We start from the raw sequence: 13,248 nt of genomic DNA on the forward strand, positions 1-13,248 counted from the left end.
GAGTCTATATGTCTTTGAACTTGAAACGTCGTTTCTCTCTTATCCTGGCAGGCAGTCTGGCAGCAACTGCCGTGTTTGCACCAGCAACAGTATTTGCGGTGGAAACTTTACACATTGCTGCCAGCCCTGTGCCACATGCAGAGATACTGGAATTTATCAAGCCAAAACTGGCTAAAGAAGGTGTGGATTTGAAAGTGAAAGTATTCACCGACTACATACAGCCAGCAGTACAAGTCAATGAAAAACACCTGGACGGCAATTTCTTTTTGCATCAGCCTTACCTGAACGAATTCAAGAAAAACCACAAGAACGATATCGAAGTGCCTATCGCCAAGGTGCACGTAGAGCCTTTCGCTGCCTATTCAAGCAAGTATAAAAAACTGGCTGATTTACCTGATGGTGCTACGGTCGCTATTCCGAATGACCCATCCAATTCGGGCCGTGCCTTGCTGTTGCTGGCCAAACAAGGTTTGTTGAAATTGAAGGACCCAAAAAATATCTCGGCGACGCAGAAAGATATTATTGAAAACCCTAAGAAACTGAAATTCAAAGAGCTGGAAGCCGCGACTCTGCCACGTGTATTGAACCAGGTTGATCTGGCTTTGATCAATACCAATTATGCGATAGAAGCGAAACTCAATCCTGTGAAAGACTCGCTGTTTATCGAAGATGCAAATTCCCCATATGCGAATTTACTGGTGGCACGTGAAGACAATAAAAACAGTCCGGCATTCAAAAAACTGGTTGCAGCATTGAATTCACCAGAAGTCAAAAAATTCATCGAAGAGAAATACAAGGGCGCGGTCGTACCGGCTTTTTAATAGTTTTCTGATGAAGGAAACAGCCCTGAAACATTCTTTTGCAGGGCTGTTTCGTTTTTAAACCAGTTTTTGTTAGTTGCTCTCAGTTCATTAATGCTGGTTCGGTTGCTGCCTGCTTTAGTGTTGGTTTGGACGCAAAGCTTTTCAGATAATCAAGATTGTCTCGAAAATCAGCGTCTTTCATCGCATTGCCTTTTGGCGTGCTGTATTCTAGTAAGAGATTGTTGTCGTTGGATAGCAGCAATTCCCTGGATGAAATCATGAACCGGACTTGCTCAGGAGTCAGTACAAGTGCTTCAGGTATGCTTCCTACCCCATTTGGATATAGATCAAGATATGCTCTGATCTTCGCGTTCGTGTCCATGGAGCGCAGACGTTCTTCCTTTTGGCTATTTGGAAATGCACTTGGACTGTTACTGGTAATCATGACACCTTGCGTACCTACTACATACACCCAGACATAGCGAAACGTTTGGGATGCACTGGCGATCATGACTCCCAAATCTCGTTTTGACATATGCTTTAGTTGAAACCATTGTTTTAAAACTCCCTCTTGGGCAAGTTTGCTTGCGGCCAAGGCATAAAATTCCTGGTTGTAAAGTGAGGCAGCACCAGCAAACCAGATGGACGTGAGTTGTATAGCGATCAGATCATATTTGTCTTGAGTCAGTGATAAATAGTTTCTGCCATCTGTGTAAAAAAAAGATACTCCAGCTTGTGACGCAACATCCTGATTAACGTCAGCGAAATGGCGATTGGAAATATTCACCAAGTCACGGCTAAGGTCAACGATGTTCATGGATTTGAAGCCAGATTCATGTATTGCCATCGCGGTAACGCCCGTTCCATATCCTATTACCAGGGCCTTATCATAATTGCTCAGGTGGAGCGTAGGAATGAGCCCATAGCCTGTTTGTGCGGCCATTTCACTGCCACTTTTCATGGCATTGTTTCCCTGGAACTTGCCATTGGTAGTCAAGGTTTTAAATTCTATACCTTCGATGTTCTGTGCCATGACTGCAGTCAGGCCGCCATCTGCACTTTCTGCATGCTCTATCATTTTCCAGCCTGCGTAATACGGAGGTCTGAAGTATGTATTGATGCCGGTGGCGATAACATTCAAGTCCAGTTGTTTGGGGCATGCAATCAGTAGCACTGAGGCGGCAATGGCGCTGCCATACTGCTGAAATGCCGGAGCAGATTTATCGCGCGTATTCCAGGTGGAAATCAGCAGCAACACGAAAGCGACAATGCCGCATAGCAAACTGGTATGAAATCCACCGATGGCAGGCAAGAGCACAAATCCCGCCAGCAATACTCCGGCGATGTTACCCAAGGTGTTAATGGCTGAAGGAAAACCTATACTATCATGCTGCCCTCTGGATGCTATGTTCATGCTGACAGGGTAAATAGCACCGATGGCGAATGCCGGTGGCAGGGCAATGATGATGGCAGGAATGGCTCGCAAAAATTCGCGTAACCAGAATGAGTGTGGAACGGTAATTTGTGCCAGGGCAAAAAAATACAGGGAAGAAAGCTGCCACATGAATGTAGAGCACAAGATGGTGCAGGTCAGCAAGAACAAAGCTTCATTCAAATGTTCATTGGCTGAACGTCTGGATGCCTTTCCTGCATATCGCCCACCTAGTGCCAAGCCAGCAAGGAAGCAGGTCAGCATAAGAGAAAATGCATAGGTACTGTTGCCTATGACTACCGCCAGCAAGTGGATGGTCGAGACTTCCATCATCATTGTGAGTGCACCGACGACAAGCAAGACAAGTAGGCCAAAGCGATGTGATCCGTGTACATGTGGATCTGCTTGCTCATGTACTTTTGCTGGCAGGTCATTTGAAGTTTTTGCTTCACTGACCAACAAGAAACCCAGTACGGCGACCAGGATATCTATTGCCGAGGAAAGCCAAAGCGTGCCATTCATGCCCAGAGCTGGAATGATCAGGTAGCCGGATAACAAAGCACCAGACGCAGCTCCAAAAGTATTGGCGGAATAAAACCCGGAGATGGAGGCGATGCAGGATTTGCTGTCTGCTGCGGCTTTTACCAATAAGGGAAAGGTCAGACCCATCAAGATGGTCGGGAAAAGCAAGACCAGTGCGCCCAGTAAAACCTGATAAATGACGAGGGAACTGGAATCAGGCCTATAGCCGACTGCAATCATCAGATAGATATCATGTGCTAATGAAAATATGTAGGGCGTACACAAACAGTATAAAGCGATGGCCAATTCTGCGATTGCATACATCCGTACAGGAAAACGCGTGCGTTTCGCCAGACCAGCACCTATGGCTGCACCGATTGCCATGCCCGTCATGTAAATTGCCAGCACAGTATAAGTAGCGCTGGACTGGCTGCCAAATACCAGGGCAAGTTTTTTCGCGAAATAAATCTGGTAAGCAAGCGCAGCAAAACCAGAGGCAAAGAAAATTCCGAACAGCGTGTTTATTTTTTTCACGGGTATTTTGATAATGAGCGTCATCCAGGCGCTTGTTGGTGAAGTCTAATATTTGCTGTTCATATCGTGACTGGAATATATTTAAGCAAATAATAGTAAGAAATAATAAAATATTAGGGGTCGTGGCAAATATTGTCAAATGAATAAATTATGACGAGCTATCTATCTGAGCTTTGATTGTTATCTGAAGTCTTTGAGTGGTCTAGATTTGACTGGTAAATTCTTTTTCCTTGCAGTAAATCCGGTGAAGGTGACGGCGCTGAAATGGTAATGTAATGATTTTTGGCGAAAAAAAGCCGCTGTATTCAGCGGCTTTTTTTTACAAAGTAATTACGTCTTAGTTACGTACGACTTTTTTGTATTCATTAGTGCGTGTATCGATTTCGATCATGTCGTCCTGGCTGACGAACAGTGGCACTTGAACGATATGGCAATTTTCTTCGATTGCGTTTTCGATCTTGGCTTCTTTCAGTACGTTGCCTGAAGTATTACCTTTGACTGCTGGCTCAGAATAAATGATCTGGCGAACAATGGTCGTTGGCAATTCAACAGAGATCGCTTTGCCGTCATAGAATACGGCTTCGCATTCCATGCCATCTTTCAGGTAATTCAGGGAATCGCCCATGTTTTCTGCTTCGATTTCATACTGGTTGTATTCTTGGTCCATGAATACGAACAGTGGGTCAGCGAAGTAAGAATAAGTAACTGGCTTTTTGTCCAATACAACTACGTCAAACTTGTCGTCGCCACGGAAGACGTTTTCTTGTGGGCTGTTGGTCAACAGGTTTTTCATTTTCCACTTGTAAGTGAAACCTGTACGGCTGGAACCATTGACATCAGAGCGCAATACGATCATTGGTTTGCTGTCGACCATAATGATGTTGCCAACACGAATTTCTTTTGCAAATTTCATAGCGAGTATACGTAAAAAGTAGGTTGCGTAAAAATCATCTGTTGCCTACTGGCAAAAAATCACCGCAAGCCCACGTTTGATTGAGATTTAAAACAGGTTAAAAATTAACCCAACATTATACTGCATCTTTTTGGCTTGCCACCTTAACTGCGTTGACGAACTTCAACAAATTGCTCGTCATATCCCCATTTTCTTGCATTTTTTTCTGCCAGATGCCAGAAAGCCGTGCAATTTCAGGCAAATCCACTTGAAAGTCTTGCCATATTTCTGTCCAGTCCAAGGGGGAATGGCTTACTGCATTCCACGCGTGTGACAAGGCAGCCAGGCTGGCAGTTGCAGATGTAGCAGTTTTTAAAAATGCATTCAACTTCTTATGATGCAGATTTTTATCCTGGGGATAGATATGCCAGATGAAGGGTCTGTTGGCCCACTGGGCACGGACGAATGAGTCTTCACCACGGACAAAGTTGATATCGCAAGCCCACAGCAATTTATCGTAATCGGTTTGCGGTATGAATGGCAAGACGCGGACTGTTAATGCACCATGGATCACGCTGACACCTGCTTTGGCGGCTTGTCCCAAAAATGTTTCTACGGTTTCAGCGGCGACACCTTCAGGCACCAGGCAGGTGACAGGTGTATCTGCGCTTTGCCATGCTTCGAGTAAATCTGCTACCGGCGCATGCGGGTAGCAAAACAGCGATACTTTTGTGTTACTGATCTCAGCTTCAGTCAGCCCCAATTGCTGCAGAAATGCTGTCATGGCCTCTGGATCTGATTGAAATGCTGTACGTTCACTATCCAGGCGGGCTTCGCGCAGCAGACCGCCAGTTTTGCTATTGAAACCAGGGAAGAAGAAATGTTTGGTCAATGGTAAAGACGGATGAGGCGAGGGCAGGGTATGGCAGCCTTCCACCCACTCTTCGGCTGTCAGGCCTTCAAGATTGAGCCAGACTGGCCGTGGCTCGCACGTAGCCATGGCTTGAATATAGCCGGGTGGTATGTCGCAGGCAAAAAACTCGATGACGATGTCGGCAATATCGGCAACCGTGAATGAGCCTTGTTGATCGCGCCAATGCCTGACGGTGACACCAGCGATTTCCTGTGTTTTGGAATCTGTAGTCACTTGCGGGCAGATGCGCTGGAAGCTGCGCAAATCATCTACCCATAGCGTGACGGCGATACCATGTTCTTGCTGCAGTTGCCTGGCCATGCGCCAGCAAATGCCTATATCGCCAAAGTTATCGACGACCTTGCAAAACAGGGCCAAAGATTTTGCTTGGGAGTTTGTATTTATTTCTGTTAAATGCATTGCCATGGTTCTTAAAAGCGGTTTTTCCATTCACGCAAGGCGGCGAAGTGGCTGACATCATTTTGTGAGGCAGGGATTTTGCCGCTTTCCAAAAGACGATTGATGATGCTGGTTTCGCGGCTGCGCAAGAAGGGATTGGTTTGTTTTTCCAGTCCTATCTGGGTGGGCACGGTAGGTATGCCTTGTTCACGTCTGGCCTGTTCGCGTTTGATCCGCTCAAGCAAATCCTGGTTGCCTGGTTCTACTTCTTTGGCAAAGCGTAAATTGGATAGCGTATATTCATGGGCGCAATAGACTGCCGTGTCATCTGGCAGGGCAGCCAGTTGGTCCAGAGAATGCAGCATCTGTGCAGGTGTGCCTTCAAACAGGCGGCCGCAACCTCCGGCAAACAGTGTGTCACCACAAAACAGCCAATGTTGTTCAGGTGCGAAATAGGCAATATGGCCTAGCGTATGGCCAGGTACATCCAGCACTTTCAATTCCAGATTGATGCCAGGGACGGTCACTACATCACTTTGTCGCAGTTTTTGGGTGACTACAGCGATCTTGTCTATAGTTGGGCCAAATACCGGGACATCCGCATGTTCCAGCAGGCGCGGCACACCGCCAATATGATCTGCATGGTGATGAGTGAGTAAAATAGCGGACAATGTCAGTTGATGTTGCGCCAGAGCTTGTAAAATTGGCATGGCGTCGCCAGGATCAACCACGGCAGCATGTCGGTCATCATGGATAATCCATAGATAATTGTCGTCAAAGGCGGGGACAGTCAATATACTCAGGGAATTCTTCATATCAGGCATGGATGCTTTGGAAAAAAACATTATAGACCTTGGATCATGGTTAGAGCTGCCAGCAGGTCGCTATATCCGTCAATGGGAGCAGGCCATGCTCGATAAATTGACGGTGGACATCTTTGGTTTCAATGCCTTGCAGATAGGTTTGCCACAGATTGATGCGCTGGCAGCCAGCCGCATGCCACACCGCTGGCTGACCAATTCCCGCTTGCCGGATGAAAGTCAGCCAGGGCAAAAGCGGCCTGTCGTTGTCATTCATGACTTTGCCGAATTGCCTTTTGACGCACACAGCATAGATTTGATCGTCTTGCCGCATGTGCTTGAATTTGCTCAAGAGCCACATCAGATATTGCGCGAGGTGGAAAGGGTCCTGATACCTGAAGGCAGGGTCATCATCACCGGCTTTAACCGCGCCAGCCTGTGGGGGGCAAGGCAGGTGACCGGGCGCTTGAGCAAGAATTATTTCTTGCCCAAAGAGGGTGAATTTATCAGCCCACCGCGTTTGAAGGATTGGCTTAAGTTATTGAATATGGAAGTGGGAAGCTGCGATTTTGGTTGCTATGCGCCGCCTGTCAAATCAGAAAAATGGCTGCAACGCTATCGTTTCATGGAAAAAGCAGGACAACGCTGGTGGCCTTATTTTGGCGCGGTGTATATATTGCAGGCCGTGAAAAGAGTAAAAGGCATGCATTTGATAGGACCCGCATGGAAGCAAAAACGGGTATCCGGTGCACATGCCTTGCCAGTGGCAAACAAATCAAAAGAATCAAATGGATAATATAGAAATTTACACAGATGGTGCCTGCAAGGGTAATCCTGGCGTTGGTGGCTGGGGCGCTTTGCTGATAGCGGGTAATAAAGAAAAAGAATTATTTGGCGGTGAAAAAGAAACCACCAATAACCGCATGGAATTGATGGCAGTGATACAGGCACTGGGTGCATTGAAGCGCCCCTGTCATATCACTCTGCACACCGATAGCCAGTATGTGTTGAAGGGCATCACTGAATGGATTACCGGCTGGAAAGCCAAGGGCTGGAAAACAGCGTCCAAGGCGCCGGTAAAAAATGTCGATCTGTGGCAGCAACTCGATGCCGCCCGCACCATCCATGAAATTGACTGGCGCTGGGTGCGTGGCCACACCGGCCATCCTGGTAATGAAAGAGCTGATCAACTGGCTAACCGTGGTGTTGAAACGGTACTGTAAAAGCAGGCAAGATATCTCATGAACATAGCCGACATCCATATCAGCATACAACAGGGCCTTCAGGGCAATGAGGACGCTTTGTCCATGCCCGGTGTGCCTGAAAGCTTTGAACATGTGAGTGACCGTGCAGAATTCAAAAGGGTACAACATCGGCCCGGAGTCGAGTTATACCGCGCACATATCGTTGCTCATGCCTTCGAGCCGCATACGCATGAAGCTTTTGGCCTGGGGTCTATTGCCAGCGGGGTAGAGCGTTTCCGTTATCTGGGTAGTGATCATCTGGCACCGCAAGACTCCGTGGTTCTGATGAATCCGGACGAATTGCATACCGGCAGGGCAGAGACAGATACCGGCTGGCGCTATCGTATGATGTATATAGACCCTGAAGTCGTCGCAGAAGTCACGGGTGAACGCGGTTGGTGGTTCAAGGATGCAGTTGCGCACAATGTTATTAGCGCACGCAAGCTGGGTGTCATGCTGGAGCAAATCTGGCAAGCCACGGACAAGTTGAGTTTCGACAGCCTCTTGTTTGATATTTTGTTCGAATTCAAACGCTATGCCAGTGCGCCGCAAGCACCAATATCTCTGGCTAAGCAACGCTTTGCTGCGGTGCTTGATTATATGCGTGCCTGCATGGCAGATCGCATCAGCCTTGAGCAACTGGCGCAGGTTGCTGGACTAAGCCCCTTTCACTTCTTGCGCAGCTTCAAGGCGCAATATCACGCGACGCCACAGCAAATGCTGATGGCATTGCGTTTGTACGAGGCCAAATGCCTATTGGCCAAGGGCTTGCCACCGGCACAGGTGGCAGCTGCAACTGGCCTGACAGACCAGTCACATTTGAACAAGGCATTCGTGCGTCGCTATGGCGTGACACCTGCACGTTATCAGCAGCAGATGCGCCCCGATCACGCACGCGCAGTAAGATCGTAAACAGGTTCTAAGCGCAATCTGGTACAAGACTGCCATCCCAAGATGTTCTAAGCTGACTCTTTTCTGAGGGTAGACTTTATGGGTATCGGTGTTTTATATGCAATGGCAGCAGGTTTGATGTGGGGCCTGGTATTTATTGGCCCTTTGCTCTTGCCCGAGTATCCGGCAGCTCTGCAATCATTTGGCCGCTACCTCGCATTTGGCCTGATTACGCTGCCGATAGCCTGGATGGACAGGCGTCAATTACGCTTGTTGAAGAAGTCCGACTGGATAGAGGCACTGAAGCTGGCAGCGGTGGGCAATATCCTGTACTACCTGTGTCTGGCCAGCGCCATACAACGCTCAGGTGCGCCGCTGCCCACCATGTTGATAGGCACGCTGCCTGTTGTGATTGCCATCACTGCCAATTACCGTAATGCCCAGCGCGATGGAAGCATTGCCTGGCGACGCATGCTGCCATCGCTAATGATTATTTTTGCTGGCGTGGCCTGCGTCAACAGTGTGGAAATAAGCGTATTGCAGGCGGCCTCCGACAAAGATATCAGGACGTATATCATAGGTGGCCTGTTTGCCCTTGTTGCCGTGGCCTGCTGGACCTGGTACCCCTTAAGAAATGCGGACTGGTTGCGCCACCACCCTGACCGTAATCCCAGAGTCTGGGCCAGTGCCCAAGGTGTTGCCACTTTGCCGCTTGCTGTGCTCGGTTATTTGGGCTTATGGATATACATGAGTGTCAGCGGGCAGGATTTTTCCATGCCATTCGGCCCCCGGCCACAATACTTCATCACTCTGATGTTGATTATTGGTTTGTTTGCCTCATGGCTAGGCACGATGTGCTGGAACCAGGCCAGCAAATGCTTGCCTACCAACCTTGCAGGGCAACTCATTGTGTTTGAAACGCTGGCAGCGCTGGCCTATGCATTCATTCTGAGTAAGCGCATACCAGAACCCATAGTTTTGCTGGGGATTACTTTTTTGATTATTGGTGTCGTCACGGCCTTACGCGTCAAAAAGTGACTATCTCAGTGTAGTCGCTGGCTCATTAGCGATGCTGGCCCTGTTGATAATGTATCTCTATCGTCAGGGCCTGTACTCACGCAAGAATTACATTATGCAAGTCAGAAAGTATAATTTACTGTTGTCATCAATATCGGGCTGGTTTTCTTTTTCGTCAACGGGCTGTCTGCAGCATCACCCATCACTTGAGAAACACCTGCGGCACTGCGTACAGACCAGTTTTTGTCTATCATATGTGTCCATGAGACAGTGCCCAGCGCTTGCGAGAATCCGGCCTTTGCGTTAAATGTCTTGTAGCCTGAATTAGTACTTTGCTTGGCAGTTACACCAAAATTAGTCTGGTTATATTTAGCATCGCCATAAGTCAGGCTGCCACCAATTTCAACTTTGTCTGAGGTAGTCTGGAATATCGGGGCGGACAAGCCAAATTCGTAGGAATTGCCATTTTCTCTATGAGACAACGCCAGGTTGGCACCAAAACTGGCATTGATGCCACCAGCAAAGGTGGTGCTTGCATGCAGGTTGGCTGTGACAGAGCCAGGAATATCACCCATGCCTTTCAAGTCATCTGAACTGAACAGTTTTTTCGAATCGCGTGAATCTTCACGGCCTGCGCGATAGCCTATTCCTGCGCTAAGTGAGAAATCACCGACTTTCTGACCATAACCTATGCCGCGCGCGGTGCTGACAAAAAATCCGTTTTTGTTTTGGTATTCGCCATAGATAGCAGGGCCAAAGCGATGTTTCTTCGCACCCAGGTATTCAGGCGCATAGAACACACCAGCACCAATTATCGCTGTAGACTCAGGCTCTTGCGCCGTTTTATCTTGTGCGTGAGCAGAAAACGACATGGCCATGAAGCTGGAGAACGCGATGGCTGTCAGTTTGAAAATATGTTTCATGGTAATCCTTTTATCAATGGAAGCTAAACAGTCCGGGCGGCAGTCCTGCCGCACAACTACTCTCCGGCGGAGAGCTCGGAGCGAAGTCTCGCAAAGATAAAAAAACTACGCCAATAGAATATGCCAGGCTTAGTATGCTTGAACGATTAGTACTGAAATCTGGTACTTAATGGGTTTTTCCATCATTGGTAAGTTACAAGCGCTAAAAATTTCTTCAGGTCGCTTCATGACACAGGATTTCTGCAGCAACCACTTTTCAGCCTCAACATATTGACAAGTATTCAATGTCCCGATGCATTTTTGGTGGACACAAGGGTGAGGCCTAAATGAAGTGAGGCCGCATAAATTTTATGCGGCCTCATTGAGGAATAAATGCAATACGCAGGACTGATGATGGAGTCGCTCAGTCGCTGTTCAGCTAGCCGTAGCCTTGCTACGTTTTTCTTTCGCTTCTATCAGTTTTTGTATGATGACGCATGCGGATTTCGCCTGTTCCTCGTTGACATCAATATTTTCAATAACAGAACGCTTGAAGCGTATGCCGCTAATGACACCACTGTTCTCAACGAATCCCAGCGTCAGTTCTCGATTCAGAAAGTAGTACACCAACCCTATCACTGCACCAGCGAAAATGACTAACAGTGCCGGGGTAAATAGCTGCGCCGCCATTAAGAAGTATGCAATAAAAAATCCTATAGAAAAGTAGCTCAAAGCCTGCTTCCACGGCTTGTGATAGCCATAATAAGTTGAGCAAATGCCTTGCAGCGGTAACATACGGGACTCTGTTCCCGCTAATGAATTCGCAGTAAACTCGACCCTGTCGACGCCTACCAAAATTCTGGTGGTAGGATCAACGCCCATCAGCGACAAAATCCATGCAATCAAACCGCTTTGGCGACCGGTAATGCTGATGAAATTATTCTTGTCGTCGATAGGTTTGGTGTCAGTCTTCCATTCTTTTATTACCAGTGCGCTCATGCGGTTACCTTCAAGTTTGTGAGTTGGTGGAAGCTGCAAGGGTTATTTGGGTGTGTTGACATGCCTTTTAGGCGAAAAGATATGTCAACACACCCTGGTCCAGGAAGCCAGATTCAGTTGAGATGAATACGTATCTTACTAAATACTTTCCCCATAAGCTGTCATACTTAAGTATGTTCTCACCGCCAGATCAGTAACCTACGGTAAATCTTTGATACTGATTTGCCGGTACTTCCAGTTCATTGATCATCGCTACCGCATAGTCTTCTACCGATATATGACTCTTGCCATCTGCAGCAATCAATAAATTATCCTTGCCCAGTCGGAAATGTCCAGTGCGCTGACCAGGCGCAATCATGGCTGAGGGGCTGAGCATGGTCCAGTTGAGCGTTGTTTCCTGACGCAGCAGTTGCAATGCAGTGCGCGCACCTTCAGCCGATGCCCGGTACGCTTCAGGGAAGTCTGGTGTATCCAATACCTGTACGCCAGGTGCAACTTCCAGCGAGCCTGCGCCGCCAACTACCAGCAGGCGCGGTGTTTGTATATCCCTGGCCGCCTGAATAATATTGCTGATGCCGCTGACGTAATATCTCAGGGTGTCGCCATTTGCATGACCGCTGAAAGCGCTGATGATGGCATCAAATCCGGTCAATTGCTTGCTCAGGGTTTGCAGATCTTGCACATCAGTGGCAATCACTTGCAATTGATTAGTTGCTGCCAATTTCTCAGGGTGGGCAACAAAGGCTGTGACTTTGTGCTGGCGTGACAATGCTTCTGTCAAAATTGCGGATCCTATAAAACCACTGGCACCGATAATGGCGATATTCATTTGCTTCTCCTTGATGAATGTGTTGATGAGGCGCAGTCTGACATTTTTTATTGACTAGATAAATGTGATAATTAATAATTCATTGTTCTAAATTTGTTATCAATTAAAGTTGTGGATTTGCACCTCATCAGGCAATTGACGCAATGTAAGGATGAACATGGCAACACTGGATCAAATAGATTTGAATAGCCTGACCATATTTGATGCCGTCGTTGAGGCGGGCAGTTTTACTGCAGCAGCAGACAGGCTGGATGTGGCAAAAGCCAAGATCAGCGTACAAATAAACCGGCTGGAACGGCAACTGGGAGCAGCCTTGTTCACTCGCACTACGCGCCAGATGGCACTGACCGATGTTGGACGCAATCTGCATGAGCAGTGCCAGCCCTTGCTGGCGGGCTTGCGCGATGCCTTGACGCAAGTGGGTAGTGAGCAGGGGGAGTTGACAGGTTTGCTGCGTTTGTCTGCCAGCGTCAGTCATGCGACTTTGTCTATCGCGCCAGCCGTGGCAGAGTTTTCCCGGTTGCATCCGCACTTGCGTATAGACTTGCGGACGGGTGACCGCATATCTGATCTGGTCGCAGATGGCATAGATCTGTCTTTTCGTATGGGCTGGTTGCGCGATTCATCGCAAAGGGCCATCAAGCTCGGTGAATTTCAGCAATTCATCGTGGCCGCTCCTGCTTACTTAAAAAAGCATGGCATACCCAAAGTACCAGAGGATTTAAGCGAGCATCAATGGATTGCGCTGTCCCTGTTGCCTGCGCCATTGACCTGGAAAATTGCAGATGCCTCAGGTAGAGTACAAACCATACACATGAAATCGCGCATGCAGGTTGATTCGCCAAATGCCTTGCTGGCCTTGCTGCAAGCTGGTGCGGGTATTTCTGCCATGGAGGAATTGAGTTCAGCCATGGCGATCAAGGCTGGCAAGTTGCAACGTTTGCTGCCTGACTACGAGTTGCCCAAGGGCGGCATATATGCCGTACTGCCACCAGGGCGGCATATGCCTGGCAAGGTCAGGGCTTTCGTTGATTTTTACAAGACGTTTATCAACACGATATAAGCAGCATT

At 48.0% G+C, this 13,248-nt stretch carries 13 protein-coding genes; 6 read left to right on the top strand and 7 right to left on the bottom strand.

The window, feature by feature from the left end; all coding sequences use genetic code 11:
• Positions 1-8 precede the first annotated feature (8 nt).
• On the top strand, positions 9-821 hold the full coding sequence (locus tag Q8K39_RS19085) for a MetQ/NlpA family ABC transporter substrate-binding protein (protein ID WP_305262690.1): 813 nt from the start codon (positions 9-11) through the stop codon (positions 819-821).
• An 82-nt stretch (positions 822-903) separates the two neighbouring features.
• On the opposite strand, the gene Q8K39_RS19090 is transcribed toward Q8K39_RS19085, so the two are convergent.
• The 4 genes from Q8K39_RS19090 to gloB all read right to left on the bottom strand — a co-directional run bounded on the left by Q8K39_RS19090 (position 904) and on the right by gloB (position 6,340).
• Positions 904-3,291 (bottom strand): fused MFS/spermidine synthase, encoded by a 2,388-nt coding sequence (locus tag Q8K39_RS19090; RefSeq protein WP_305262692.1) that lies wholly within the window; start codon positions 3,289-3,291, stop codon positions 904-906.
• Positions 3,292-3,628: 337 nt separating this feature from the next.
• Complete coding sequence (locus Q8K39_RS19095) at positions 3,629-4,204, bottom strand: elongation factor P (RefSeq protein ID WP_186951860.1); 576 nt, start codon at positions 4,202-4,204, stop codon at positions 3,629-3,631.
• 115 nt (positions 4,205-4,319) lie between these two features.
• On the bottom strand, positions 4,320-5,516 hold the full coding sequence (gene earP / locus Q8K39_RS19100; protein WP_305262806.1) for an elongation factor P maturation arginine rhamnosyltransferase EarP: 1,197 nt from the start codon (positions 5,514-5,516) through the stop codon (positions 4,320-4,322).
• Positions 5,517-5,527: 11 nt separating this feature from the next.
• Complete coding sequence (gene gloB / locus Q8K39_RS19105; RefSeq protein WP_305262694.1) at positions 5,528-6,340, bottom strand: hydroxyacylglutathione hydrolase; 813 nt, start codon at positions 6,338-6,340, stop codon at positions 5,528-5,530.
• Here gloB and Q8K39_RS19110 point away from each other — a divergent pair.
• The 4 genes from Q8K39_RS19110 to Q8K39_RS19125 all read left to right on the top strand — a co-directional run bounded on the left by Q8K39_RS19110 (position 6,318) and on the right by Q8K39_RS19125 (position 9,468).
• Complete coding sequence (locus Q8K39_RS19110; RefSeq protein ID WP_305262695.1) at positions 6,318-7,091, top strand: class I SAM-dependent methyltransferase; 774 nt, start codon at positions 6,318-6,320, stop codon at positions 7,089-7,091. The genes gloB and Q8K39_RS19110 overlap by 23 nt on opposite strands.
• Positions 7,084-7,518 (top strand): ribonuclease HI, encoded by a 435-nt coding sequence (gene rnhA, locus Q8K39_RS19115; RefSeq protein ID WP_186951857.1) that lies wholly within the window; start codon positions 7,084-7,086, stop codon positions 7,516-7,518. Before Q8K39_RS19110 ends, rnhA begins: the two co-directional genes overlap by 8 nt.
• 84 nt (positions 7,519-7,602) lie before the next feature.
• Positions 7,603-8,451, top strand: coding sequence for an AraC family transcriptional regulator (locus Q8K39_RS19120; protein ID WP_305262807.1), 849 nt, complete (start codon positions 7,603-7,605; stop codon positions 8,449-8,451).
• Positions 8,452-8,529: 78 nt separating this feature from the next.
• Positions 8,530-9,468, top strand: a complete 939-nt coding sequence (locus Q8K39_RS19125; protein WP_305262696.1) for a DMT family transporter — start codon at positions 8,530-8,532, stop codon at positions 9,466-9,468.
• 101 nt (positions 9,469-9,569) lie between these two features.
• On the opposite strand, the gene Q8K39_RS19130 is transcribed toward Q8K39_RS19125, so the two are convergent.
• The 3 genes from Q8K39_RS19130 to Q8K39_RS19140 form a co-directional block, all read right to left on the bottom strand.
• Complete coding sequence (locus Q8K39_RS19130; RefSeq protein WP_305262698.1) at positions 9,570-10,370, bottom strand: MipA/OmpV family protein; 801 nt, start codon at positions 10,368-10,370, stop codon at positions 9,570-9,572.
• 414 nt (positions 10,371-10,784) lie between these two features.
• Positions 10,785-11,348, bottom strand: coding sequence for a hypothetical protein (locus tag Q8K39_RS19135; protein ID WP_186951854.1), 564 nt, complete (start codon positions 11,346-11,348; stop codon positions 10,785-10,787).
• Positions 11,349-11,538: 190 nt separating this feature from the next.
• A complete protein-coding gene (locus Q8K39_RS19140) occupies positions 11,539-12,177 on the bottom strand; it encodes an NAD(P)-dependent oxidoreductase (protein WP_305262700.1) in 639 nt (212 codons plus the stop codon).
• A gap of 157 nt (positions 12,178-12,334) precedes the next feature.
• On the opposite strand from Q8K39_RS19140, the gene Q8K39_RS19145 reads away from it, so the two are divergent.
• On the top strand, positions 12,335-13,240 hold the full coding sequence (locus tag Q8K39_RS19145) for a LysR family transcriptional regulator (RefSeq protein ID WP_305262702.1): 906 nt from the start codon (positions 12,335-12,337) through the stop codon (positions 13,238-13,240).
• Positions 13,241-13,248 lie beyond the last annotated feature (8 nt).

Origin of the sequence: Undibacterium sp., assembly GCF_030683615.1 — a bacterium.
In the GTDB taxonomy this organism is placed as follows: domain Bacteria; phylum Pseudomonadota; class Gammaproteobacteria; order Burkholderiales; family Burkholderiaceae_D; genus Undibacterium; species Undibacterium umbellatum.

What these genes read in the sequence shown, in the direction of transcription:
- Q8K39_RS19085 (WP_305262690.1), top strand. Translation starts at nt 9, where the DNA reads ATGTCTTTGAACTTGAAACGTCGTTTCTCTCTTATCCTGGCAGGCAGT.
- Q8K39_RS19095 (WP_186951860.1), bottom strand. Translation starts at nt 4,204, where the DNA reads ATGAAATTTGCAAAAGAAATTCGTGTTGGCAACATCATTATGGTCGAC.
- earP (WP_305262806.1), bottom strand. Translation starts at nt 5,516, where the DNA reads ATGCATTTAACAGAAATAAATACAAACTCCCAAGCAAAATCTTTGGCC.
- Q8K39_RS19110 (WP_305262695.1), top strand. Translation starts at nt 6,318, where the DNA reads ATGGATGCTTTGGAAAAAAACATTATAGACCTTGGATCATGGTTAGAG.
- gloB (WP_305262694.1), bottom strand. Translation starts at nt 6,340, where the DNA reads ATGTTTTTTTCCAAAGCATCCATGCCTGATATGAAGAATTCCCTGAGT.
- rnhA (WP_186951857.1), top strand. Translation starts at nt 7,084, where the DNA reads ATGGATAATATAGAAATTTACACAGATGGTGCCTGCAAGGGTAATCCT.
- Q8K39_RS19120 (WP_305262807.1), top strand. Translation starts at nt 7,603, where the DNA reads ATGCCCGGTGTGCCTGAAAGCTTTGAACATGTGAGTGACCGTGCAGAA.
- Q8K39_RS19125 (WP_305262696.1), top strand. Translation starts at nt 8,530, where the DNA reads ATGGGTATCGGTGTTTTATATGCAATGGCAGCAGGTTTGATGTGGGGC.
- Q8K39_RS19130 (WP_305262698.1), bottom strand. Translation starts at nt 10,370, where the DNA reads ATGAAACATATTTTCAAACTGACAGCCATCGCGTTCTCCAGCTTCATG.
- Q8K39_RS19135 (WP_186951854.1), bottom strand. Translation starts at nt 11,348, where the DNA reads ATGAGCGCACTGGTAATAAAAGAATGGAAGACTGACACCAAACCTATC.
- Q8K39_RS19140 (WP_305262700.1), bottom strand. Translation starts at nt 12,177, where the DNA reads ATGAATATCGCCATTATCGGTGCCAGTGGTTTTATAGGATCCGCAATT.
- Q8K39_RS19145 (WP_305262702.1), top strand. Translation starts at nt 12,335, where the DNA reads ATGGCAACACTGGATCAAATAGATTTGAATAGCCTGACCATATTTGAT.